Origin of the sequence: Sphingomonas sp. QA11 (genome assembly GCF_028473665.1) — a bacterium.
Classification (GTDB): Bacteria; Pseudomonadota; Alphaproteobacteria; order Sphingomonadales; family Sphingomonadaceae; genus Sphingomonas; species Sphingomonas phytovorans.
Genome location: NZ_CP098774.1, coordinates 2,004,302 through 2,026,365 on the forward strand (window position 1 = coordinate 2,004,302; position 22,064 = coordinate 2,026,365).

21 protein-coding genes are annotated in these 22,064 nt (G+C 66.1%); 13 read left to right on the forward strand and 8 right to left on the reverse strand.

Annotated elements, in window-relative coordinates; all coding sequences use genetic code 11:
• Positions 1-56 precede the first annotated feature (56 nt).
• A complete protein-coding gene (locus NDN01_RS09180) occupies positions 57-1,328 on the forward strand; it encodes an MFS transporter (RefSeq protein ID WP_272627089.1) in 1,272 nt (423 codons plus the stop codon).
• Positions 1,325-2,983, forward strand: coding sequence for a glycoside hydrolase family 43 protein (locus NDN01_RS09185; RefSeq protein ID WP_272627090.1), 1,659 nt, complete (start codon positions 1,325-1,327; stop codon positions 2,981-2,983). Before NDN01_RS09180 ends, NDN01_RS09185 begins: the two co-directional genes overlap by 4 nt.
• Here NDN01_RS09185 and NDN01_RS09190 read toward each other — a convergent pair.
• Entirely contained in the window at positions 2,980-3,198 is a 219-nt protein-coding gene (locus NDN01_RS09190) for a DUF4287 domain-containing protein (protein WP_272627091.1), read from the reverse strand. The genes NDN01_RS09185 and NDN01_RS09190 overlap by 4 nt on opposite strands.
• A gap of 7 nt (positions 3,199-3,205) precedes the next feature.
• Positions 3,206-3,607 (reverse strand): DoxX family protein, encoded by a 402-nt coding sequence (locus NDN01_RS09195; protein ID WP_272627092.1) that lies wholly within the window; start codon positions 3,605-3,607, stop codon positions 3,206-3,208.
• 87 nt (positions 3,608-3,694) lie between these two features.
• On the opposite strand from NDN01_RS09195, the gene NDN01_RS09200 reads away from it, so the two are divergent.
• Complete coding sequence (locus NDN01_RS09200) at positions 3,695-4,219, forward strand: MarR family winged helix-turn-helix transcriptional regulator (RefSeq protein ID WP_272627093.1); 525 nt, start codon at positions 3,695-3,697, stop codon at positions 4,217-4,219.
• Positions 4,220-4,243: 24 nt separating this feature from the next.
• Here the strand turns inward: NDN01_RS09200 and NDN01_RS09205 are convergent, their stop codons facing one another.
• From NDN01_RS09205 to NDN01_RS09220, 4 genes are all read right to left on the reverse strand, one after another.
• A complete protein-coding gene (locus tag NDN01_RS09205) occupies positions 4,244-6,706 on the reverse strand; it encodes a TonB-dependent receptor domain-containing protein (protein WP_272627094.1) in 2,463 nt (820 codons plus the stop codon).
• A gap of 19 nt (positions 6,707-6,725) precedes the next feature.
• Positions 6,726-7,679 (reverse strand): FecR family protein, encoded by a 954-nt coding sequence (locus NDN01_RS09210; RefSeq protein ID WP_272627095.1) that lies wholly within the window; start codon positions 7,677-7,679, stop codon positions 6,726-6,728.
• Positions 7,680-7,712: 33 nt separating this feature from the next.
• Positions 7,713-8,228 (reverse strand): RNA polymerase sigma factor, encoded by a 516-nt coding sequence (locus NDN01_RS09215; RefSeq protein ID WP_272627096.1) that lies wholly within the window; start codon positions 8,226-8,228, stop codon positions 7,713-7,715.
• 98 nt (positions 8,229-8,326) lie between these two features.
• A complete protein-coding gene (locus tag NDN01_RS09220; protein ID WP_272627097.1) occupies positions 8,327-8,986 on the reverse strand; it encodes a M23 family metallopeptidase in 660 nt (219 codons plus the stop codon).
• Positions 8,987-9,122: 136 nt separating this feature from the next.
• On the opposite strand from NDN01_RS09220, the gene NDN01_RS09225 reads away from it, so the two are divergent.
• Genes NDN01_RS09225 through NDN01_RS09270 form a run of 10 tightly spaced genes read left to right on the forward strand, consistent with a single transcriptional unit; the run spans position 9,123 to position 20,241 of the window.
• Positions 9,123-9,932 carry an aldolase/citrate lyase family protein gene (locus NDN01_RS09225; protein WP_272627098.1) on the forward strand — a complete coding sequence of 270 codons (810 nt, stop codon included), beginning with the start codon at positions 9,123-9,125 and terminating at the stop codon, positions 9,930-9,932.
• Between the two features lie 6 nt (positions 9,933-9,938).
• Complete coding sequence (locus tag NDN01_RS09230) at positions 9,939-10,778, forward strand: inositol monophosphatase family protein (RefSeq protein WP_272627099.1); 840 nt, start codon at positions 9,939-9,941, stop codon at positions 10,776-10,778.
• The gene (locus NDN01_RS09235; RefSeq protein WP_272627100.1) at positions 10,775-12,661 is read left to right on the forward strand and encodes a polysaccharide biosynthesis/export family protein; all 1,887 of its coding nucleotides are present in this window, start codon (positions 10,775-10,777) and stop codon (positions 12,659-12,661) included. Before NDN01_RS09230 ends, NDN01_RS09235 begins: the two co-directional genes overlap by 4 nt.
• Positions 12,662-12,666: 5 nt before the next feature.
• Positions 12,667-13,773, forward strand: a complete 1,107-nt coding sequence (locus tag NDN01_RS09240; protein ID WP_272627101.1) for a capsule biosynthesis protein — start codon at positions 12,667-12,669, stop codon at positions 13,771-13,773.
• Positions 13,770-14,753, forward strand: coding sequence for a glycosyltransferase family 2 protein (locus NDN01_RS09245; protein WP_272627102.1), 984 nt, complete (start codon positions 13,770-13,772; stop codon positions 14,751-14,753). The genes NDN01_RS09240 and NDN01_RS09245 overlap by 4 nt, the downstream gene beginning before the upstream one ends.
• Positions 14,750-16,048, forward strand: a complete 1,299-nt coding sequence (locus NDN01_RS09250) for a hypothetical protein (protein ID WP_272627103.1) — start codon at positions 14,750-14,752, stop codon at positions 16,046-16,048. Before NDN01_RS09245 ends, NDN01_RS09250 begins: the two co-directional genes overlap by 4 nt.
• Positions 16,045-17,058, forward strand: coding sequence for an NAD-dependent epimerase/dehydratase family protein (locus NDN01_RS09255; RefSeq protein WP_272627104.1), 1,014 nt, complete (start codon positions 16,045-16,047; stop codon positions 17,056-17,058). Before NDN01_RS09250 ends, NDN01_RS09255 begins: the two co-directional genes overlap by 4 nt.
• Positions 17,055-18,875 carry a thiamine pyrophosphate-binding protein gene (locus tag NDN01_RS09260; RefSeq protein WP_272627105.1) on the forward strand — a complete coding sequence of 607 codons (1,821 nt, stop codon included), beginning with the start codon at positions 17,055-17,057 and terminating at the stop codon, positions 18,873-18,875. The genes NDN01_RS09255 and NDN01_RS09260 overlap by 4 nt, the downstream gene beginning before the upstream one ends.
• Entirely contained in the window at positions 18,872-19,288 is a 417-nt protein-coding gene (locus NDN01_RS09265) for a GtrA family protein (protein ID WP_272627106.1), read from the forward strand. The genes NDN01_RS09260 and NDN01_RS09265 overlap by 4 nt, the downstream gene beginning before the upstream one ends.
• Entirely contained in the window at positions 19,285-20,241 is a 957-nt protein-coding gene (locus NDN01_RS09270; protein ID WP_272627107.1) for a class I SAM-dependent methyltransferase, read from the forward strand. The genes NDN01_RS09265 and NDN01_RS09270 overlap by 4 nt, the downstream gene beginning before the upstream one ends.
• Here the strand turns inward: NDN01_RS09270 and rfbG are convergent.
• Positions 20,199-21,281, reverse strand: a complete 1,083-nt coding sequence (gene rfbG / locus NDN01_RS09275) for a CDP-glucose 4,6-dehydratase (protein ID WP_272627108.1) — start codon at positions 21,279-21,281, stop codon at positions 20,199-20,201. The two genes, NDN01_RS09270 and rfbG, sit on opposite strands and share 43 nt — an antisense overlap.
• On the reverse strand, positions 21,278-22,051 hold the full coding sequence (gene rfbF, locus NDN01_RS09280; RefSeq protein WP_272627109.1) for a glucose-1-phosphate cytidylyltransferase: 774 nt from the start codon (positions 22,049-22,051) through the stop codon (positions 21,278-21,280). The genes rfbG and rfbF overlap by 4 nt, the downstream gene beginning before the upstream one ends.
• Positions 22,052-22,064 lie beyond the last annotated feature (13 nt).

Consider the following 22,064-nt stretch of genomic DNA (forward strand, 5'->3'; position numbering starts at 1 on the left):
TACCATAGAGCGATCGCGCCCGGACGACAGGGCCTGACGCGCGGGGGAGACGGGCGATGCGGCTGGGCAGGATGATGAAGATCCGGTGGTGGATCATCGGGCTGGTGATGATCGGCACGATCCTGAACTATCTGACTCGCAGCATCATGGGCGTGGCCGCGCCGACCGCGATGGCCGAGCTTCATATCAGCACGGAGCAATATTCCTGGATCACCGGCGGTTTCCAGCTCGGCATCATGCTGCAACCGGTCGCGGGCTATATCCTCGACATGATCGGGCTGAAGACGGGCCTTGCCCTGTTCGCCGCGGCCTGGGGGATCATCACCATGGCGCACGCGCTGGCGACAGGCTGGATCAGCCTGGCCGGCCTGCGCGCGCTGCTCGGTTTCGCCGAGGGCACGGCGCATCCCGGCGCATTGAAGGTGATCTCCGAATGGTTTCCCGCGCGCGAACGTGGCTTTGCCGGCGGCGTCTACAATATCGGCGCCTCGCTCGGCTCAGTGCTGGCGCCGCTGCTGGTGGCGGGCGCGGTGATGGTGTGGGACTGGCGCGGCGCCTTCATCGTGGCGGGGATATTCGCGCTGATCTGGGCGGCCTCCTGGCGCCGTTTCTATCATTCGCCTGAAAACCACCCTACGGTTCCGCCAGGGGAAAGGGCGGAAATCCTGGAAGGCCAGGAATCCTATCTCCGCGCGGACACAGTCAAGCCGCCGCTCGGCCGGCTGCTGCGCCAGCGTAATTTGTGGGGCATCGCCCTGCCCCGGTTCCTCGCCGATCCGACCTGGGGCACGCTGACCCTGTGGATGCCGCTCTATCTGACCACGGTGCGGCATTTCGACCTCGGCCAGATCGCCATGTTCGCCGGCCTGCCCTTCATCGCCGCCGATCTCGGCTGCCTGTTCGGGCCAGCCGTGGTGCTGTGGCTGCAACGGCGCGGGATCAGCCTGATCAACGCACGGCGCGGCGCCTATACGCTCGGCGCGGTGCTGATGACGGGCATGATGTTCGTCGGCCAGGTGGAAAGCGCCGCCGCCGCGGTCGCGCTGCTCTGCCTCGGCGGCTTCGCGCACCAGACGCTGTCGGTCACCTGCATCACCATGGCATCCGACCTGTTCCCGCGCAACGAGGTCGGCACCGCCGCCGGCATCGCCGGAACCATGGCCAATCTCGGCGTCCTCCTGTTCTCGCTGGCGATGGGGCATTTTGTCGAAACCATCGGCTATGGCCCGTTCTTCATCGCGCTCGGCGTGCTCGACCTGTTCGCCGCCGCCACCCTGTGGATTCTCGTCCGCGCCCCCAAACCCCAGAAGGACCCGACGACCGCATGATCCGCAATCCCATCCTTCGCGGCTTCAACCCCGACCCGTCGATCGTCCGCGTCGGCGAGGATTATTATATCGCGACGTCGACCTTCGAATGGTTTCCGGGGGTTCAGATCCACCATTCGCGTGACCTGGCGACCTGGACGCTTGTAGCCCGCCCGCTCGTCCGCGCGAGCCAGCTCGACATGCGTGGCGACCCCGACAGTTGCGGCGTATGGGCGCCCTGCCTCACGCATGACGGCAATCGTTTCCACCTGATCTACACCGATGTGAAACGCTATGGCCGGACCACCACCGGCGGCGCCTCCGGTGCGTCGCTGCGCGATTTCCACAATTATCTGGTGACGAGCGAGACGATCGAGGGCGACTGGTCCGATCCCGTCTATCTCAACAGCAGCGGCTTCGATCCGTCGATGTTCCACGACGATGACGGGCGCAAATATCTGACCAACATGCTGTGGGATCACCGGCCCGGCCGCAACCGTTTCGCTGGCATCGTGCTGCAGGAATATTGCGCAGCAAAGCAGATGCTGATCGGCGAACCGCGCCTGATCTTCGAGGGCACCCCGCTCGGCCTGACCGAGGCGCCGCACCTCTACAAGCGGAACGGCTGCTATTATCTCATCACAGCGGAGGGTGGCACCGCCTGGAACCATGCGGTGACGATGGCCCGCTCGCGCGACCTGACCGGGCCGTATGAACTCCACCCCGATATTTACATCCTCAGCGCCCGCGACCGGCCCGATGCGTCGCTGCAGCGCGCTGGCCATGCCGACCTGGTCGAGACTCCATCGGGCGAGCCCTGGATGGTCTATCTCTGCGGGCGTCCCCTGCCCAATCGCGGGCGCTGCGTGCTCGGCCGCGAAACCGCGATACAGCCGATGCGCTGGGCTGAGGATGGCTGGCTCTACACCGCGAGCGGCGACAGCATCCCGCAACTCGACATCCCCGGCCGGGCGGTGGACGCCCCGCCGCCCGCCGTCCCCGACCGTGCCGATTTCGATGACGGCCTATTGCCGATCGACTTCCAGTGGCTCCGCTCGCCCGACCCCGACGGACTGTTCAGCCTCACCGCCCACCCCGGCCATCTGCGCCTCCACGGCCGGGAATCGCTTGGCAGCCTGTTCGAACAGGCGCTCGTCGCGCGGCGCCAACAGGCGTTCTGCTATTCAGCGGGCACGGTGGTTGAGTTCGACCCGCAAAGCTACCAGCAGGCGGCGGGCCTGATCTGCTATTACAACAGCTCGAAATTCCATTATCTGTTCGTCACCGCGGGCGAGCATGGCGGGCGGCAGATCCAGGTCATGTCGGCGCTCCCCGACTCACCGCAGGCGGACGCCTTCTCGCAGATCCACGACATCGCGGCTCAGGGCCGAATCCATCTCCGCGCCGAGGTCGACTATGAGCGGCTGCGCTTCGCCTTTCGCGTGGAGGGCGACAGCGAATGGACCTGGCTGCGCGAGCAGTTCGACGCCAGCATCCTTTCCGACGAGGCGAGCGCGCCGGGGCTGCCCAACTTCACCGGCGCGTTCGTGGGCATGGCGTGCCAGGACGGATCGGGGCGGCGCCTGCCGGCGGATTTCGACTGGTTCGACTATCGCGAGCGGGAATATCTCCCGGACCCCATGCGTGCCTGGTGCTTGAGCGACCCGCGAGGCTAGGACGTCTTTCCCTTGAGAAGCGCCACGATCGCCATGGCGTGCCCATGGCCCAGGCCGAAATCCGCCTTGAGCCATTGAATGACGTCGCCCGCCTTGACGCCGGCGCTCAGCGCGCCGTCCGCAGCATAGCCTTTCTGCTCGGCCATTGCCTTGAAGTCCTCCGGGCTCTTGCCCGTCCTGGTTTCGATATTGTCGAGATATGCTTGGAAGGACATGGCGCCTTCACTCCGCTGGACGGTCGAGACGGATCGGAAAAAGGGCACGCACCGCGGCGTCCCGCAGCCAAAGGCCGCCCCACATGAACAGCCCCAGATAGACGCTGAAGAGCGTGTGGCTGAACAAGGGGCTTCCTACCCGCAACTGCGTGGCCAGGGAGCCACCAAGCAATGCGGTCATCAGCACCGCGCCCAATATGTTGGTTCGCGGCAGGAGATACAGGATCAGGCAACTGAGTTCGATCAGCCCGATCAGCAACGTATAGCTTCCCGGCCAGCCCAGGGCGACGAGCGTATCCGTGGCCACGGCGGCCCCCACCAGCTTCGGCGCGATCGACGCGCCGAGCATGAACAGCCCGAACAGGCCAGTCAGGGTCCAGCCGGCACGCCGCATTGCTGTCGACCTCATCGCTCTGCTTCCTTTCGTATCAAATTCGTTGATTTCCGTCAGTGACGGGTTATCTCGTCGTCAAGATAATTGACGGATAATATCTCGGTGTCAAGATATAAACAGGACATATCCCCCGACCGCATCGACCATGTCGAGGAACGCAGACGCCAATGGGCCATCGAATTGCCTGACGTCGACACGATCGGCATGGCCATTCTGGGACGCGCCAGATGGATCACGCTGCGCGTGCGGCCTTCGATCGAGCAGGTCTTCGCGCGTCACGATCTCGATTCTGGCGAGTTCGACGTCCTCTCCACGCTGTTGCGTTTCGGGCCGCCCTATCGCCTCAGGCCGACGGAATTGTTCAAATCGCTGATGATCTCGTCCGGCGGATTGACCGACCGTCTTGCGCGACTGGAAAAAGCCGGCCTGGTGGAACGCCTGCCCAGCGACACCGACGCGCGCAGCCTGCTCGTCCAGTTGACGGCAGCCGGCCGGCAACTGGCCGAAACGGCATTCCGGGAGGACATGCTGGTCGAGGCCGAACTGCTGGCCGCCCTGAGCGCCGAGGAACGCGCGCAACTGGGCAATTTGCTCGCCAAGCTGGCCAGCGGCCTCCCGGGCGATTGAGCGCCGCCGGCGTCTTGAGTCGGTCTAAAAGGCCGCGTCGAAGCCGAGCCTGACGCTGCGTGGCTGAAGCGGGGTGATCTGGTTGCGGTCGCGAACCAGAAACGGTGATCCAAGCGCGAAGCGATTGCCGCGCGCGTCGAGAAGATTGGTCAGCGACAGGGTGACGGCGCGGCGCTTGGTGCCGACCCTGAATTCAAGGCCCGTGTCGAGATAGTCGCCCTGCAACTGGCCGAGGATGGGGCCGATGCCCAGGGTCGACTTTCCGACATAGCGGCCAAAGCCGTTCACTTCGAAGTCGACGGACGATGACAGCGAGGTGGCATAGGCAAAGCCGAGCCTGCCGGTCGCGTCCGCCACATTGGGGAGACGCTCCAGATTTGCCCTGGCCAGGTCGGACGGCAAGGTCGCGAAGGCAGGGGCGGTGACCTTGCTGTCATTGACATAGACGGCGGCATCGAACGACAGGCCCCGAACTGGCTGCCAGCGCCCCGCCAGCCCCACCGACAGGACTCGTCCGTCCCCCACATTGGCCGTGGTCGGGAAACCGAATCCATCGATCAGGTCGGCCTGGATATCGCTCCATCGCGACCAGGACGCGTTCAGCGACAGGCTGAAGTCCCTGACGCTGTAGCGCGCGCCCGCTTCCGTCGTCGCGACCCGATCGCCCTTGTAGCGCTGGACGAAATCCTGCCGGACCGCGATTCCACCCGGCCGGAAGCCTTCCTGATAGCGCGCGAAAAGCGTCAATTGGTCAGACGGGCGATATGCCAGGGCGGCTGAAGGCAGCAGGCGCGTTTCCGATCGGGCCGCGCTCGCGCCCGGATCGACCCGAAAGGCGAACATCTTCAGCACGTCCTCGGAATCGCCCGAGAGTCGGGAATGGGTAAGTCGTCCGCCAAAGGTCAGTGTCAGCCGGTCGAGCGGCTTTATCGATGTCTCGCCATACAGCGTCTGCTCGTCCACCTGGTTGCGCACGCCAGTCAATGTCAGCGTATCTGCTGGCTGGATCGATATCACGCCGGGGAATGTCTGCCCCGTCGTCGAGCCGCCCGAACCGGCTGACGCGAGGTAGAACTGGTCCATCTGGCGATTAACGCGCGCGACATTGTGGAGCAGGCTGACGCCGATCACCCAGCCAGTCCCTTCCGGACCGCGCCGGGCCAGCCGCGTTTCGGCCGTGATCATCGAGATATGGTCGGTCTGGACATAGGCGGCAGGCGCGGCACTTGCGGATGGCGCGACCGTGAGATCGGTTGAATCGGCAAGCGCCACGCCTTCGAACTGCTCGAAGACATATTGATTGGCATAGCCGAAGGAGGAGGTTAGCTCGAGCTGGCCCCATTGCTTGCGGACGACCAGGTCGCCGAGCCAGTAATCGTTGCGATAGGGCTGGGCTATGCTGCTCGCGCGGCTCAGGCCGTCGCCGCCGCGCTCCGCATATTGGCTGTCCAGGCCGTCGATGCGCTGACCGACGCCGCTGAGGTCGATCGTCCAGTCGTCCGCCGGTACGAAGCGGAGGGCGGCACGGCCACCGATGGTGCGGACTTCGTTCACATCCTTCAGTCCGCGTTTCGTGTCGTCGATATAGCCCCCGTCGATCGACCCGAAGGCAAGCGCACGGAAGGCCAGCCGATCGTCGACTATCGGCACGTTGAGAATGGCGCCGCCATCAACCCCGGGCTGGCCGTGCTGCACGGCCTGGGTCCCGCCCCAGATCGTGCCCCCCGTCATGCCCAGATCGGGCGCATGCGGAATGACGCGGACCACCCCGCCGAGCGAGCCGGCGCCATAGAGCGTACCCTGCGGCCCTTCCAGCACCTCGATGCTGCGGATGTCGTAGAGCCGCAGGCTCGGGTCCGGCGCGCTGTAGGTGATCCGGCTGTTGCCCCAATATTGGCCGACGGTCGCCTGTGTCGGACCAACGAAGCTGGAATCGGCGATACCACGGATGAACAGCTTGTTCCGCCCGGGGCCGAGGTGAGTGGATACGACGCTGGCCACCCGGGCCCCGATCGCGTCGGTGCCGCGCGCGCCCTCGGCCATCGAGAGCGTGTCACCCTCGATCACCTGCACTCCGCCCGGATAGACGCTGAGCGGCACATTGCGCTTGCTTCCCGTCACGATGACCTCATCGGCCACGCTATCGTGTGGTACGGTCGCCGGTGGTTGGGGAACGGGGCGCGCGACCGGCCGGGGTGCCGGCGGCAAGGCAGCCCGCTCGATGAGATAGGTGTTCGTCGCGACACGCCTGACTTCGAGGCGGGTACCGCTCAACATCCGCTCCAGCGCCTGGGCCGCGGTCAGCTTCCCGCGCACTGCCTTCACCCCGAGCTTCGCGATCGCTGAATCGCGAAACCCGATGCTCGTCCCGCTTTGGCGGCTGAGAAGCCTGATCGCGTGATCCAGGCGAGCGGCAGGGATATCGACATCCGCCACCCGTTCCTGGGCATGTGCAGGCGCGCCGATCAGCAAGGCTGCGGCGATCAACGGTATTGCAAGAGCGGTATTAGCGCCGCCGGGCATTGGCAGGAGTCATCGTCCATGTATCGCCTTGTTTAGCGAAGTTCACGCCCAGCAGCGGGCCGGCGCGCGCAAGAACCTCGCGAGGTGGTCCCTCAAGCACCAGCGTGCCCGTAAACCGCATCCGCGCCGCGCCATCCACCACCCGGATCGAACGGCCGGTGTTACGGGACAGGTCACGCGCAACCTGGTCGAGCGTCGCATCATCATAGTGGAGCTGGCCGGATTGCCAGCCGCCTATCCCTTCAGGACTGGTCTTGCGTACCGCAGGCGCGGCATCTCGGTCGGGCCGGGACAGTGCGTCACCCTGGTTGAGCCGTATCCGCTGCGCTCCCGCTTCATAGTCAACGGCGCCGTCAGCGACCGCGACATCGATGGCGCCGCCGTCGCGCACCACGTTGAAAACGGTGCCGACATCGACCAGCCGGGTGCCGTCGGCAACGACGACGAACGGATGGCGCGCGTCATGCCGCACCTCGAACAGCGCCTCACCCTCGGCAAGCGTGATTTCTCTCGGCTTGTCAGGATCGAGCACGATCCGAGTGCCGCCGTTCAGAACGATGCGCGAGCCGTCGGCCAGATCGACTGTCCGGTGCTCGCCCGGCGCGGTCGCTACTTCGCGCCGGGGCGCATCCCGGGTCACCACCGTCCAGCTCACCACCCCGACGAGCGCCGCGGCGATCGCGCCGCCTGTTGCAAACCAGCGCCCGCGCGGGGGGTAGTGCGCGGGCGCTGTCGCCGCCGCGACAGGGGTATGTGCGGCGAAGAGCTGGCCTGCCCAGGCGTCATCCTCCAGGGCGACCTCATAAGCGGGCAAATGCCGGGGATCGCTCTCGAGCCAGTCGGTGAGACCTTCCCAATCGGCGAAAGACGCATCCTGTGCGCGGATCGCCCACAGGCGCGCCGCCTCTCCGATATTGTCGAACTCGTGTGCCATCATGCCCATATCCCTGACATGACGGAGCCGTTCCCGCTATTCCGCATCGAACTGCGCCTTCAGTTCGGCAAGGGCGCGATAGGCCTTTTGCAGATCCTTTTCGACTGAGCTGAGACTGACACCCAGGTCGCGAGCGATGGCGGCCTGTCCCAGGCCTTCGAGACGGTAAAGGCGGAATACGCGGTCGACGCGCGGGCCAAGCCCGGCCAGCATCGCTTCGGCCTGGCGCATGCGCTCGCGGGCGATGAGCACTCGCTCGCCCAGCGGTTCTTCCTCGGCCGTAACGCTGGTCTCATGCCAGTCCATCTGCCGGCGCTCGCGACTGAAGGTCGAGCGGCGCCGGTCGCGCATCAGATTTTCGGCCGCGCGGAACAGATAGGCGACCGGGTCGGCCACGGGCTGGCTCGGGGCAACCGCGAGGCGCTGCCACAGGTCATGCAGCACGTCCTCCGCCTCATCGCCCGCGCCGCGCGCGGCAAGGAAACGGAGCAGCCGGGCGCGCTCGTTCAGGATAACGCGCTGCAATCCGTCGATATGCTCACTCCCGGCCATGGCACCACGCAAAGCACTCGCCGGCTGGCTTGCCAAGTCCGGCCGTCTCCCGGCAGCGGCAACCTGTCGCTGCGGCCGGACGGGTTCCTGGAGAAGCATCAGAACCCTGCCTCAACTGTCGACTCCGGCGCTGACTCTGTACGTGCCCGCGCAAAAGCGGAGACATGGGGCTCGGCGGGCTGCCGGGGCACCCGCCCAAGCAGGCGCCGGCCCGAGAAATAGGCAAGTGGGCCGGTTGCCTGGCCATTCACGCGTACCTCGAAATGGAGATGACTGCCGGTCGAGCGGCCGGTCGAGCCCATCATGGCAATGGTCTCGCCCTGCTCCACGCGTACGCCGGGACGTACCAGCGACCGGGAAAGATGCGCGTAGCGCGTGACAAGGCCATTGCCATGATCGATCTCGATCATGTTTCCATAACCGCCCGCGCTGCCCGAATAGTCGACGACACCGCCGGCCGCGGCCATCACCGGGGAATGGAGTGGTCCCGGTATGTCGATGCCGCTGTGCATGGCCCAACCGCCGCGGATCGGATCGTGACGATATCCAAAACCCGACGAGAGGCGCGGCAGCGCCGCCGGGACAAGATCCTCCGGCACCTGGCCTGCGGAGGCCGGTGTCGACCAGACCATCATGCGCTGGCGAAATGCGGCACCTTCGCCACCCGGCAGCCTGTCGACGCCGTCACCCGCGGCAGGCCCATAGCCGCCAAGAAGCAGCAGCGCGGCGGTGAGCGGCAGGGCGGGAATCACTGGCATTATGCTTGAGGACGGAGACCTCGCGCCGGTTCCGTAAGCCGCAGGCAATTATTTTTTACCTCGCCGTTTGCTTGCGGAAATGCCCGGGCAACTCCGTCCCCTCCCTCGTCAGTAACGCTTTAACCAGGAGGCGAGGATGAATTCCACAGAACGCCGCATGCTCGACATGCTCAAAAAGGGCCGCGATCGCTTCGGGGTCGTCGCCGTGAAGGCTGAGTTCGAAGCTGAGGGCACGCGTCCGGACGAGTTGCTGCGCCTGCTCGAGCTCGCCTACCGCGCCGACCTCAAGGTCGCGCTCAAGATTGGCGGTTGCGAGGCGGTGTCGGATCTTCACGCCTCGAAGCTCTACGGTGCGAACTATATCATCGCGCCCATGGTCGAGACTCCTTACGCGCTGTCGAAGCTCGTCGAGGCCAAAACAAAGGTCTATGGCGACGACACGGACACGCAGTTCCTATTCAACCTCGAAACCGAATCGACGCTGCGTAATCTCGACGCGATGATCCCGCTCGCCAAGGCAGCGCTTGACGGCATCGTGTTCGGGCGTGTCGATTTCACGCTCTCCCGCGGGCTGCCACGCGGCGCGATCAACCAGCGCGAGATTACCGAGGCGGTCCTTACCGCCGCGCGCGCCTGTGCCGACCATGGCCTTGAACTGGTGGTCGGCGGATCGGTCGCTGGCGAATCCGGGCCGGCGCTGCGCGAAATGCGCCGCATCCGCCTGGACCGCTTCGAAACTCGCAAGGTGATCTTCGACGGCGCCGCCGCCGACATGCCCGGCTTCGAAGCCGGGATCGCGAACGCCGTTGCGTTCGAACTCGCCTGGCTTGAGAACAAGCGCGATTATTATCGCACCATCGCTGACGAGGATTTGGCGCGCATCCGGATGATCCAGGAGCGCAGCGCCGTCGCCGCGCGCGGACGGCTGGCAAGCGTCGCTGCCTGACCCGCCATGTCGTTGAGGGATGAAGTCTCGGCCATGATGCGAGGCGTTGCCGCGACAGCGGTAACGCCGCGTTTCCGCATGCTTGCCGATCATGAGATTACCGAGAAGAGTCCGGGCGAGATCGTCACCAGTGTCGATCGCGACGCCGAACGTCGCTTGCACGACCAGCTGGAGACGCTGGGAATCGGGGCCCGTATCGTCGGCGAGGAAGCGGCGGCGCACGAGCCGGGACTCCTCGACGATATCGGCCAGGGGCTGGTCTGGCTGATCGACCCGCTTGACGGCACCGCCAATTTCGCTGCCGGCCGCGCGCCCTTCGGCATGATGGTGGCGCTCGTCGAAGACGGCGTGCCTCGCGCCGGCTGGATACTGGATCTTCTGAGTGGACGGATCTGCCATGCCGAATGGGGTGCCGGCGCCACCTGCGACGGCATCCCCGTGCGGACCCGCCCGACGGAAGGTACAATGCCGGTCGCGGCGTTGGGAACGCATTTCATGACGCCCGAACACCGTGACCGGGTCCATGCTCATGCCGCGCAGCATTTCGAGATGGTGCCCGTCCCGCGTTGCGCCGCCGAAAGCTATCCGCGTCTGGTGCTCGGCCAGAATGATCTCGCGGCGTTCCAGCGCACCCTGCCCTGGGATCATGCGGCAGGCGCCCTGTTCCTGACCGAAGCAGGTGGCGTGGTGACTGACTGGAATCGAGCCCCCTACCGGGTCGGCTCAGGCCGCGGGCTGCTCGCCGCGGCCAATGAACGCCTCTGGGAAACGGCCGCCGACATCCTGCTTGGTTCGGCAGCCGGCCTGACCGCGAGCCTGATCGAAAAAGAAGATTGCACCGCATGACGACCCCTTGGAAACAATTGCTGGCTGGCTGCGTGTTCGCGCTGCCGCTGATCCCGGCGCAGGCATCAGCCCAGTTATCCCCGCCGGTGTCGCCAACGGAACAGTCCGGCGGAGGAGCGAGCGCGATCTCACGGGGCGCCGCGGCGGCGCAGGTCGCTGTCCCGCCCGCCGAGGTGCGTTCCTACCAGCCAACCGTGATCGATGGCGCCCCCGCCACGCCGGAGGCCAATGGCAGCGACCAGCCCACGCCGCGTGGCCAGCGGACAAAGCCGGTATCGCCTGTCGCCAACGAGTTCGAGACATTTGTCTCGAACGCGGCCGGCAAGCCGCTGCGCCGCTTCGGTGCCGAATTGCTGACACCGGGCGGGCGCGATTTCACCGCGCCCTCCACCACCATCGTGCCGCCGGACTATCGCCTCAACCCCGGGGACGAAGTGCTGCTCGGCCTGACCGGATCGGTACAGGCGGCGGATCTGCGGCTGACCGTCGACAAGGAAGGGCGCATCTTCGTGCCACGCGTCGGCGCCATCACCGTCGGTGGGGTGCGCTATGGCGACCTGCGCGACGTCATCGCCCGCCAGGTGGCGCGCCAGTATCGCGCGTTCGACCTGCAGGTGACCGCAGGACGGCTGCACGGCATCACCGTCTATGTCACCGGTTTCGCGGCGACCCCGGGGTCCTACACCGTCAGCAGCCTTTCGACATTGGTCAACGCCGTGCTCGCGGCCGGCGGTCCCGCACCCGGAGGAAGCTTCCGGTCGATCCAGCTTCGCCGGAACGGCCAGTTGATCTCCGACTTCGATCTCTACGACCTGTTGCTCAAGGGCGACAAGAGCGGCGACGCCGCGCTGCAGAATGGCGACGTCATCTACCTCGCGCCGGCCGGAGAGCAGGTGGCGGTGATCGGCAGCGTCAATCGCGAGGCCATTTTCGAGATCGCTCCCAACGAGACGCTCAACGACGCGATCCTCTATGCCGGCGGCATCAACACCGTGGCCGATGACAGCCGCCTGATGGTGCTCGATTCCCTGGGCAAGACCGAGTCCGGATGGCGGCAGGTCACCGCCGCCGAGGCACGCACGCAAAAGGCCCGGCGCGGCGACATCATCCGCATCCTCTCCGATGTCGGCATCGCCCGCCCGCTCGACCAGCAACCGGTGCTGGTGACGATCAGCGGCGAAGTGGCCCGGCCCGGCCGCTATTATTTCCGCCCCGGCACGAGGATGGAGGACGTGGTGGCACAGGCGGGCGGCCTCACCACCCTCGCCTTTCCTTATGCCAGCGTGATCACGCGCGAGAGCGTCAAGGCGCAGCAGAAGCTGAGCTTCGACCGCGCGATCCAGGACATGGAATTTCAGCTCACCGCCCAGCCGGTCGTCTCCGCCAATCGCGCTCAGCTCGCCCAGCCGGGCAATCTCGCTCTGGTTCGTTCGATCGTCGAGCAATTGCGCGCACGCGAACCGAGCGGCCGGCTGGTCTTCGACCTGCCGGTCGCCGCAGCCGCCTTGCCCGGCGACGTGATCGTCGAGAATAACGACACCATCTATATTCCGTCCCGGCCGGTGACCGTCGGTGTCTTCGGCGCGGTACCGAGCCCTGCCTCCTTCGCCTATCGCGAGGGCGCCTCGATCGGCGACTTCGTCCAGTCCGCTGGCGGCGTGCAGCAACTGGGCGACAAGGCCGAGATCTTCGTGGTGCGCGCCAACGGCACGGTGGTCGCGAACGGCAAGCGGGTGCTGCGGGCACCGGCGCTGCCGGGCGATCTGGTCTATGTGCCGGTCGACGCCAATCGCGGCGAGTTCTGGGCACGTCTTCGCGACATCACCGGCAGCCTGTTCGGCGGACTGGTCGGTGCCGCCTCGATCAAGTCGCTCGCGCAATGAGCGTCATGACTCGCGCCGTCGGCGTCGTCCGCAATCAGCGCTCGCGCCGCATGGCCTATGCCGTGCTTGCCTTGCTGCTGGCCGCACTCTGCCTGTTTCCGCATCCCTATGTAGCCCGCGCGAAGATGCTCCCGCAGGATAGCAACAGCGTCGGGCTCGGCTCGATGATGAACGCGCTCGGGGGCCAGCTCCAGGGTTTCGCGGCACTGCTCGGCGGCGTCAAGCAGCCGGTCGACTTGTATCTCGCCATCTCGCGCGGCACTGAGGTGACCGACGACGTGATCCGCCGGCTGCGGCTGGTCGGGCCGCAGGGCTATGCCAGCGTCGACCAGGCGCGCGTCGCCCTGGCGCAGAAGGTTGACGTCCATTCCCTGACCGGTGGCATCGTCGAGGTGGAAGTCCGCATGCACGATGCGGTCCGGGCACAGGCGCTGACCGAGGCCTATGTCCGCGCGATCAGCGACCGGATCATCGCGCTGGGGCGCGACCGGGTTCGCCGCAAGCGCCAGGTGGTGCAGGATCGCTTCAAGGAAGCCGCGGCCCGGGTGGCGACGGCTGAAACCGCCCTCGACGGTTTCCGCCGGCGCAACAACCTCGCCGAGCCCGAGGCACAGCTGGGATCGGCACTGTCACTGCGTACCGGGCTAGAGGCGCAGCTTCAGGCCAAGCTGGTCGAGCTTGAGACGCTGCAACGCTTCCAGGGGCCGGACAACCCGCAACTCCAGTCGGTCCAGTCGGAAGTCGCCTCGATCCGCGCGCAGATCGCGCGCACCGCGCAGGCCCGGCTTGGCGTCACGGGGCCCAACGTCACCGGCCTTTCGCAAGTCTCCGGCGAATATCTCAACCTCTATCGCGACTATCGCTTCGCCCAGGCGCTCTACGAGGTCTATGCCCGCTCATCCGAGGAAGTGGCGGTCGAAACGCTCGCGTCGGAGACGGCTTCGGACGTTCAGATCATCGAGGCGCCGCGCCTCGACGCCGACCGGAAGTACAATATCTCCGCCGTCGCGCTGCTTGCGCTGGTGATCCTGGCCGCGCTGTTCACGGAGATCTATGCGCCGGCCACCGGCATCAACCTCGGCCTGCGGCAGCGCGAGGATGGCGAACGATGACGCCCGGCGACGGGGCAATCGAGCTGTCGTTCGTCATTCCCTGCTTCAACGAGGAAGAAAATGTCGGGGCGATCTGTACGGCGGTAACGGCCGAGGCGGAGCGCCATGTCCGCTCGCACGAGATCATCCTGATCGACAATGATTCGACTGACAATACCCGTGCCCTGATGCGCGACCTGTGTGCCGGGGACCCGCGTATCCGCGCGATCTTCAACAACCGCAATTACGGCCAGATGCGTTCGCCGACCTACGGCATCTATCAGGCCGAGGGCGCCGCGGTGATCGGCATGGGCGCCGATTTCCAGGATCCGCCGGCGATGATCGGCGCGCTCGTCGAACAATGGCGCGCCGGTGCGCAGGTGGTGCTGGGACAGCGCCGGTCCGAACGCGCATCGCCGTTGCTGAGGATGGCCCGCGGGCTTGGTTATGGTTTCCTGCGCCGCTACGGCGACTATCCGGTGATCCCCGGCGCGACCGGTTTCGGCCTGTTCGATCGTGAAGTGGTCGACGCGCTCGCCGCGTGGAACGAGCCCGAACCCTTTTTCCGCGGCATGGTGGTCGAAAGCGGCTTCCGCATCGCGGTCGTGCCGTTCGACCGGCCGGAGCGCGCGGCCGGCGAGACCAAGAACGGTTTCGCGACCCTCTTCTCCTTCGCCCTCTCCGGACTGGCCGGATCGGCCAAGTCGCTGCTGCGGCTGCCCATTCCCCTCGCCTTCCTCGCAGCCGCCGCAGTCATTCCGCTTTCCGCCGGGACGATCGTGACCGCGATCGGCGGCGGCAGCGCCTGGCCCCTGTTTGGGATGACGCTGGCCACGGCGATGTTCGCGGTGCTCCTGCTCTTCCTCGGCCTGATCGGCGAGCAGGTACGCATGCTTGCCGAACGCAGCCGCAACGTGCCGCTGGTGATCGAGCGGGAACGGCTCAACTTCCCCCAGGACCGCGCCCGGCCCGCCGAACGGACGCTGGTCCGCAGGCCATGAACCGGCGAGCACTGCCGTCCCTGCTGCCCGAGATCGCGCTGATGCTTGCCGTGGCGGCGAGCGTCGCGTGGACGGCATGGCGTTTCCACGACCTCGGCTATCTGCCCCAGCCCTTCGTGTTCGATACCAACGACACCTTCATGGACTGGTTCAACACCGCCTATTGGGCGAACCATCCCGGTGCCTTTTCGGTGTGGCGCACGGTGTACCCGCCCTTGTCCTTCGTCTTCCTCGACCTGTTCAGCCTGCCGGGCTGCTATCTGCAGTCGCCTTTCCATGCCCGGGACTGCGACTGGGTGGCGCGCACCACGATCCTGGCTCTTTACGGGCTGAACGTCGCGCTCGCCTGGTGGAGCTTCCATCGCACCGACCCGCGCACCGCGCCGATGCGGGCGATTGCCTTCGGACTGGGCCTGCCGCTGCTGTTCACGCTTGAACGCGGCAACCTGATCCTGGCCGCCCTGCCCTGCTTCATCCTCGCCCATGGTCCGCTCGTCCGCTCCGCGGCGTGGCGATCCTTCGCCGCTGCCGCGACGATCAACTTCAAGCCCTATCTGCTGCTGCCGGTACTGGCGCATGCGGTGAAACGCGACTGGCGCCCGCTCGAACTGGCGGGGATCGCCACCATCGCGCTCTATCTGGTGACGCTCGCGATCATCGGCAGCGGCACGCCGATGGAAATCGCCGCGAACACCGCCAACTGGGTGGTCTTCCAGGGCGGGCAGGTATGGAACGAGATCCATTATTCGACCAGCTACGCGCCACTGCTTCAGGTCCGCAACTCGCAGATCCCGGTGCTCGAGTTCGTGCCATCGCGTACGGTCGAGATGATCGAATGGCTGGTGCCGGTGGTGATCCATGCAAGCCAGGGCATCGCGGTGCTGGCGCTGGCCGCCGCCTGGCTTCAGCCGCGCGCGCTGCCGTCGTATCGCATCTCGACGATCCTGCTCGGCATGTTGCTCGTCACCCAGTCGCCGGGCGGCTACACCCAGGCTTTTCTGCTGTTCCTCGTCCTGCTCGAAGCGTGGCGCGGCATCGGGCCGGTGGTGGCGATCGTCTGCGCCTATCTGCTGTGTCTCGTGACCGACTGGCCGCTCTCGACGGTGCTCGATCTCTCCCTCGAAAGCTGGCTCGGCGGCCGGCCGGTGAGCCCCAGCTTCGGCCTCGCCATCGGGCATTTCGTGCGGCCGGGCCTGGTCGCGCTGATCCTCTGGGCGCTCGCGCTGGACAGCGTGGCGCGCGTAGTCCGCGCGCACCGTGAACATCGCCCGTCGCTCGGGCTGGTACCCGCATGATCCTCGATGAGGATCTCGATGCGGTGCAAACCGCGCTCGCGCCGCTCTGGCCGCGGCTGGAAGGCGCACGCATCTTCATGACCGGCGGCACCGGGTTCATCGGCCGCTGGATGCTCGAAGCGCTGAACCGCGCCGACATCGACATCGACGTGACGATCCTGAGCCGCGATCCGGGCGCCTTCGCAACCAGGGTACCGCATCTCGCCCGGCGCTTTCGGTTCGTGGCGGGCGATGTCATCAGCTTCGTGCCGCCGGAGTGCCGGTTTACCCATGTGATCCACGCCGCGACCGATGCCAGCGCCGCGCTCAATGCCAACGATCCGCGTCTCATGTTCGACACGATCGTCACCGGTACGCGCCGCGCGCTCGATCTCGCCGTCGAATGCGGCGCCCGGCGCTTCTTCTTCCTCAGTTCAGGCGCCGTCTATGGCGCGCAGCCCTGGGATGTCGCGCATGTCCCCGAGGATTGGACGGGCGGCCCTGATCAACGCGATCCGCGCTCGGCCTATGGCGAGGGCAAGCGCGCGGCCGAGATGCTCTGCGCCATCTATGGCAAGCAATTCGGGCTCGACGTGGTCAATGCACGCATCTTCGCGCTGCTCGGGCCGCTTCTCTCGCTCGATATCCATTTCGCCGCGGGCAACTTCATCCGCGATGCCATTGCCGGGCGGACGATCCGGGTCGACGGCGCGGGAACGGCGGTGCGCTCCTACCTCTATGCCGCCGACCTGACCGTCTGGCTCTGGACATTGCTGATCAGCGGGGACGCGGGCGCAGTGTTCAATGTCGGGTCCGAGGAAGCTGTCTCGATCGCCGACCTGGCGCGGCGCACCGCCGCCCTGCTCGGCGGGCCCGGCGTCGAGATTCTCGGCCGGCCCGATCCCGGCTGGAACCCCGGCCGCTACGTGCCGTCGACCGAGGCAATCCGCTGGGCGCACGGCCTCTCTCCCACGATCGGCCTCGACGAGGCGATCCGGCGCACCGCGCTTTCGAACAGATGGACACGATGACCCTGATAAAACTCTCCGACTGGGTGGCGAAACAGCTCGTCAGGCACGGCATCGAGCATGTCTTCATGCTCACCGGCGGCGGTGCGATGCACCTCAACCACTCGCTCGGCACGCATCCGCGCCTCGCGACGACCTTCACTCATCACGAGCAGGCGCTGTCGATGGCGGCGGAGGCCTATTACCGGCTCACCAACAAGCTGGCGGTGGTGAACGTGACGTCCGGGCCGGGCGGGACCAATGCGATCACCGGTGTCTATGGCGCGTGGGTCGATTCAATCGGCATGCTGGTACTCTCCGGCCAGGTGAAGCGCGAGACAACGGTGCGCGCCACCGGCCTGCCGCTGCGCCAATATGGCGACCAGGAACTCGACATCGAGGAACTGGTTCGTCCGATCACCAAATATGCGACGATGGTCACTGATCCGCGATCGATCCGCTACCATCTCGAAAAGGCGATCTACCTGGCGACCAGCGGGCGTCCCGGGCCGGTATGGCTCGATATCCCGCTCGACGTGCAGGCGATGAAGATCGACCCGGATACGCTGGGCGGGTTCGATCCAGCCGAACTGGACGAGCCCTGGACTCATGCCGACCTGCCGACGACTGCGGCAGCGATTCTCGACCGGCTCCGCAACGCGGAACGGCCGGTGGTGTTCGCTGGGGGCGGCGTGCGGCTTTCCGGCGCCTATGCCGATTTCCTGCGCCTGATCGACCGGCTCGGCGTTCCCGTCGTCACCGGCTGGAACGCGCACGACGTGCTGTGGAACGATCATCCGCTCTATGCCGGCCGCCCCGGTACGGTGGGCGACCGTGCCGGCAATATGGTAACCCAGAGCGCGGACCTGCTGGTGGTGCTGGGCAGCCGCCTCAACATCCGCCAGGTCAGCTATAACTGGCAGAGCTTCGCGCGCGCGGCGTTCAAGATCTGGGTCGACATCGATCCGGTCGAGTTGCGCAAGCCGAACGTGGTGCCGGACATGCCCGTGGTGGCTGATCTCGGCACGCTGATACCGGCGCTGCTCGACCAGCCCTATGAGGGGCCGACAGCGGGGCATCGCGAATGGATGAACTGGGCGCGCGAGCGGGTCAGCCGCTTCCCCGTGGTGCTGCCCGAATATCACGACCACGGGCCGCACCTTCACCCCTATGTCGCGATGGATGCCCTGTTCCGGCAGCTCGGCGAGGACGATGTCGTCGTCACCGGCAATGGCAGCGCCTGTGTCGTCAGCTTCCAGGCAGCCGAGATCAAGCGCGGCCAGCGGCTCTGGACCAATTCCGGCTGCGCGACGATGGGCTACGACCTGCCAGCCGCGATCGGCGTGTGTGCAGCGACCGGCGGCAAGCAGCGGGTGATCGCGATCGCCGGCGACGGCAGCATCATGATGAACCTGCAGGAGATGCAGACGATCGCAGGCTATGGCCTGCCGGTGAAGGTCTTCCTGATCAACAACAGCGGCTATGTCTCGATCTTCCAGACTCACCGCAACTTCTTCGATGGCGTCGAAGTCGGCGGCGGCCCCAAGAGCAACGTGACCTTCCCCGATTTCGGCAAGGTCGCCGCCGCCTTCGGCTTCGCCTATTTCCGGGCGGAAACTCACGACGACCTGCCCGGCACCATTGCCGAAGCCCTTGCCGCGCCGGGGCCGGTGCTGTGCGAGCTGGTCGTCGACGAAAATGTCTCGTTCGCGCCCAAGCTCGGCGCCAAGGCGCATCCCGACGGACGGATCACCTCGCCCGCGCTCGAGGACCTTTCGCCCTTCCTCCCGCGCGAGGTGCTGCGCGAGAATATGCGGATTCCGTTGTGGGAAGAATCGTGAAGGCCGGCATAGCCGGCAACGGACGGCGCCCGCTGCGTTTCCTGGTGGCGGGGGCGGCGAACACCGGCTTCGGCCTGGGTATCTACCCGCTGCTGCTGTGGAGTTTCGCCGCACTCCAGCATCACTATATGCTGGCGTTGGCCATCGCCCAGGCGGTGAGCCTGTGTTTCGCCTTTGCGACCTACAAGCTCGGCGTGTTCAGGACCCGCGGCAATCTGGCCCGCGAGTTCGGCGCCTTTTCCAGCTTCTACCTGTTCAACTATGCCGCCAACTGGGCAGCGTTGCCATTGCTGGTCGAGGTCGCCGGCCTGCCGCCGATACTGGCCCAGCTGGGTTTCACCGCGATCCTGATCGTCGGCAGCTATTTCTGGCACAGCCACGTCACCTTCCGGCCGGCTGGAAAGGAGACATGATGGACCATGAATTCCTGCGGCGCCCATGCCCGCTATGCGGCACCAATGACGCTCGGGAGGAAGTCCGCAGCGCGCAGCGTGCCGAAGCGAAGACCCTTGAATCGCTTCGCCCCTTCTGGTCCGGGCTTTTCAAGGAAAAGCTGTTCTTCTCCTATCATCGCTGCCTCGCCTGCGGGCTGCTCTACAATCCGATCTTCTTCGATGGCCCGCAGCTCGCCAATCTCTATTCGAGCATGGCGCCGAATATGGATCTCGTGACCAGCGACGCGATCGCCGCCACGCAGCGCGGCTATTTCGAGGCGGCAGCGGCGCGCGCCATGCTCGATGGCGACTATCTCGAGATCGGGCCCGACATCGGCTATATCGTCGGGGAAGCGGCGCAGCGCGGCGATTTCGAGCATTTCTGGCTGTTCGAACCCAATCGCGCCATCCATGATCAGCTGCGCAGGGCAACGGGCGGGCGCCCCGCGACGGTGCTTCCCGACATGGACGATCTGTCCGCCGTGCCGGACGGTTCAGTGAGCCTGGCGGTGATGGTGCACGTACTCGACCATCTGCTCGATCCGCTTGCTGCCCTTGAGCAGATACGCACCAAATTGCGCGCTGATGGGACGCTGATGATAGTGACCCATGACGAGCGTTCGCTGCTCCGCCGCGTGATGGGCGTGCGCTGGCCGCCGTTCTGCCTCCAGCATCCGGAACTCTACAATCCGACGACGATCCACAATCTCCTGATCCGCGCGGGCTATGGCGAGGTCGCGGTGAACCGCAGCTACAACCATTTCCCGATCGACTTCCTGGCCCGACAGGCGGCGTGGACTATCGGCCTGAAGCTTGATCGCGTGCCCTTGCCGGCTTTCCCGATCGCGCTACGCCTGGGCAATATGCTGACGCTCGCGAGCGCACCGGCTCAGGCAGCCGAGCGCTCGTCCAGCCGGCCCGTAGCGGTTTGATAATCAGTGATCTGCGCGCGCGTGACTGTCCGTGCGTCCGCGCCGGATGCCACGGCCTTGTGCCACGCAACGATCCAGTCGAGCGCCTGCTCCAGCGTCAGCCCCGGCCGCCAGCCCAATGCCGCCCGTGCCCTGGAGCAATCGAGCCGAAGCAATCCCGCCTCATGAGGGCGTGCGCCGGTGTCGGGCACCGCGTCGGCCGCGCCGCCGCCCCAGCCGGCGCGCATCCGCTCGACGATCCAGGAAACCGGGCGGGCATCCTCGTCGCCGGGCCCGAAATTCCAGGCATCGGCAAACTGTCTTTCACCGGCCAGCAACCGCTCCGCGATCATCAGATAGCCGCCGAGCGCTTCAAGCACATGCTGCCATGGCCGCACCGCATCTGGCGCGCGGATCAGCGGTGCCGCACCGGCCTCGAACGCGCGGACCAGGTCGGGCAGCAACCGATCCGCCGCCCAGTCGCCTCCGCCGATGACGTTGCCCGCACGGACCGACGCGAGCAACGGCCCGCCCTCGGCGAAGAAGGAACGTCGCCAGGCCGATACAACCAGTTCGGCCGCCCCCTTGCTGCTGCTATAGGGGTCGTGCCCGCCCATCGGATCGTTCTCGCGATACGGCCAGATCCATTCGCGATTCTCGTAGCATTTATCGCTGGTGACGCAGACGATCGCCTTCACGCCGGTCGCGCGCCGTGCCGCTTCGAGCATATGGACGGTGCCCATCACATTGGTTGCGTAGGTCTCGACCGGTTCGACATAGGACAGGCGGACGAGCGGCTGCGCGGCGAGATGGAAGATCACCTCGGGCCGGCTCGCCTCCACCACTGCCCGGACGGCCGCCAGGTCGCGTACGTCGCCTTCCACATGCCTGACCAGCCCCGCGACCCGCGCCGTCTCGAACAGGCTCGGCTCGGTCGGCGGCGGGAGGGCGAAGCCGGTGACCTCGGCACCCATCGCATTGAGCCACAAGCTGAGCCAGCTCCCCTTGAAGCCGGTATGTCCCGTCACGAGCACCCGGCGGCGGGACCAGGTGCCGCTCACCAGCGTTTCCATGGCGCGCTGCCGGTGTTCCACAGTTCGTCGAGCTGCATCTTGTCACGCAGCGTATCCATCGGCTGCCAGAACCCGTCATGCTGATAGCTCATCAGTTCTCCGCATCGTGCCAGCTGCTCGAGCGGGCCGGCCTCCCAGACGCTCTCCGGCCCGTCGACCAGATCGAGCACCGACGGATCGGCAACGAAGAAACCGCCGTTGATCCGCCCTCCGTCGCCCGCGGGCTTCTCGCGGAAATCGATGACGCGGTTACCATCGAACTCAAGCGCGCCGAAGCGGCCCGGCGGCGAGACCGAGGTGATCGTCGCACGGAGCCCATGCGCCTTGTGGAAGCGCACCAGCTCCGCAACATCGATATCGGCGACGCCGTCGCCATAGGTGAAGCAGAAGGGCTCGTCCGGATCGAGATAGTGACGGATCGCCGCCAGCCGCCCGCCGGTCATCGTCGCAGGCCCGGTCTCCACCAGGGTGATGCGCCACGGCTCGCTGCGGGCATAATGCACCTCCATGCCGTTCCCGCCGCGCAGGTCGATCGTGACGTCAGAGGTGTGCAGGAAATAATTCGCGAAATATTCCTTGATCAAATAGCCCTTGTACCCGAGGCAAATGACGAAGTCGTTGAATCCGGCCGAAGAATAGATCTTCATGATGTGCCAGAGAATCGGCATGCCGCCGATCTCGACCATCGGTTTCGGCCGGACGCTGGTTTCTTCGCCGAGCCGGGTGCCCAATCCGCCGGCCAGGATTACGGTTCGCATCGTCGCTCCACGT

Coding starts and splice junctions, on each gene's coding strand:
- NDN01_RS09180 (WP_272627089.1), top strand. CDS start 57: ATGCGGCTGGGCAGGATGATGAAGATCCGGTGGTGGATCATCGGGCTG.
- NDN01_RS09185 (WP_272627090.1), top strand. CDS start 1,325: ATGATCCGCAATCCCATCCTTCGCGGCTTCAACCCCGACCCGTCGATC.
- NDN01_RS09190 (WP_272627091.1), bottom strand. CDS start 3,198: ATGTCCTTCCAAGCATATCTCGACAATATCGAAACCAGGACGGGCAAG.
- NDN01_RS09195 (WP_272627092.1), bottom strand. CDS start 3,607: ATGAGGTCGACAGCAATGCGGCGTGCCGGCTGGACCCTGACTGGCCTG.
- NDN01_RS09210 (WP_272627095.1), bottom strand. CDS start 7,679: ATGATGGCACACGAGTTCGACAATATCGGAGAGGCGGCGCGCCTGTGG.
- NDN01_RS09215 (WP_272627096.1), bottom strand. CDS start 8,228: ATGGCCGGGAGTGAGCATATCGACGGATTGCAGCGCGTTATCCTGAAC.
- NDN01_RS09220 (WP_272627097.1), bottom strand. CDS start 8,986: ATGCCAGTGATTCCCGCCCTGCCGCTCACCGCCGCGCTGCTGCTTCTT.
- NDN01_RS09225 (WP_272627098.1), top strand. CDS start 9,123: ATGAATTCCACAGAACGCCGCATGCTCGACATGCTCAAAAAGGGCCGC.
- NDN01_RS09230 (WP_272627099.1), top strand. CDS start 9,939: ATGTCGTTGAGGGATGAAGTCTCGGCCATGATGCGAGGCGTTGCCGCG.
- NDN01_RS09235 (WP_272627100.1), top strand. CDS start 10,775: ATGACGACCCCTTGGAAACAATTGCTGGCTGGCTGCGTGTTCGCGCTG.
- NDN01_RS09240 (WP_272627101.1), top strand. CDS start 12,667: ATGACTCGCGCCGTCGGCGTCGTCCGCAATCAGCGCTCGCGCCGCATG.
- NDN01_RS09245 (WP_272627102.1), top strand. CDS start 13,770: ATGACGCCCGGCGACGGGGCAATCGAGCTGTCGTTCGTCATTCCCTGC.
- NDN01_RS09250 (WP_272627103.1), top strand. CDS start 14,750: ATGAACCGGCGAGCACTGCCGTCCCTGCTGCCCGAGATCGCGCTGATG.
- NDN01_RS09255 (WP_272627104.1), top strand. CDS start 16,045: ATGATCCTCGATGAGGATCTCGATGCGGTGCAAACCGCGCTCGCGCCG.
- NDN01_RS09260 (WP_272627105.1), top strand. CDS start 17,055: ATGACCCTGATAAAACTCTCCGACTGGGTGGCGAAACAGCTCGTCAGG.
- NDN01_RS09270 (WP_272627107.1), top strand. CDS start 19,285: ATGATGGACCATGAATTCCTGCGGCGCCCATGCCCGCTATGCGGCACC.
- rfbF (WP_272627109.1), bottom strand. CDS start 22,051: ATGCGAACCGTAATCCTGGCCGGCGGATTGGGCACCCGGCTCGGCGAA.